The sequence below is a fragment of the Lentilactobacillus rapi DSM 19907 = JCM 15042 genome, assembly GCF_001436255.1.
Taxonomy (GTDB): Bacteria; Bacillota; Bacilli; order Lactobacillales; family Lactobacillaceae; genus Lentilactobacillus; species Lentilactobacillus rapi.
Genome location: NZ_AZEI01000009.1, coordinates 1 through 830, shown reverse-complemented (window position 1 = coordinate 830; position 830 = coordinate 1). Strand labels below are relative to the sequence as shown.

The window sequence follows — 830 nt, the reverse complement described above, 5'->3', positions numbered from 1 at the left end:
AGAAACTGTTTGAGATCTAAATTGAGTTTTGGTATACTTTTGCAAAAAAGGAAATTGTTATGCCTAATTATCCCAGTAATATTACTCGCCAACAGTTTGAAGTCATTCGCTCAGAACTAGAAAACTTTTGTCAACGGACGAAGCCACGGCAAGTTGATTTATATGACGTTTTCTGTGCCATTCTATATATCTTAAAGACCGGCGCTCAATGGCGGGCATTACCGCATGATTTTCCCAAGTGGCAAACGGTCTACACGTATTTTCGCTTATGGTCTCGGCAACCAACGCCAGCAGAGCCATCACTGTTAGATCAGGTTTTAAAAAAATTGTCGCTACCTTACGATCCAAGCAGGATCGTTCGGCGTTAACTTCCTTCATTATTGTTGACGCTCAGAGTGTTAAAAATACCGAAACGGCCGAAAATAAAGGCTATGATGCCGGTAAGAAAATTTCCGGAATTAAGCGGCATCTAGCAGTGGATATGAATGGCTTTCCGCAAGCCATTCATTTAACGCGGGCCAATGTCTCTGACCGTGACGGTGCCAGTGCCATGTTAGCCTTAAACGCCGAAAACTTACGCCGGGTTCGAAGCGTATTGGTTGATGGTGGTTACAGTGGCCGCAATTTCGCCATGGATGTCCAGCTTAATTTAAAAGCGACCACCCAAGTCGCCAAACGAAATGAGTTACATAAATTTGAAGTGTTGCCACAACGCTGGATAATTGAACGCTCCTTTAGCTGGTTGGAAAAATATCGTCGGCTCTGGAAAAACTGTGAACGACAGCTGCACACCAGTACAGCGATGGTAACTTTAGCGTTTGTCTCAGTTT

At 43.9% G+C, this 830-nt stretch carries 1 protein-coding gene; it reads left to right on the top strand.

The genetic code is table 11. The features are described 5' to 3' along the window. Positions 1-59: 59 nt before the first annotated feature. A protein-coding gene (locus FD12_RS01690) for an IS5 family transposase (protein WP_156404057.1) occupies positions 60-830 on the top strand; the annotation gives its coding sequence in 2 pieces (ribosomal slippage) (positions 60-318 and positions 318-830; 772 coding nt annotated over the 2 pieces). This gene is flagged as partial in the annotation.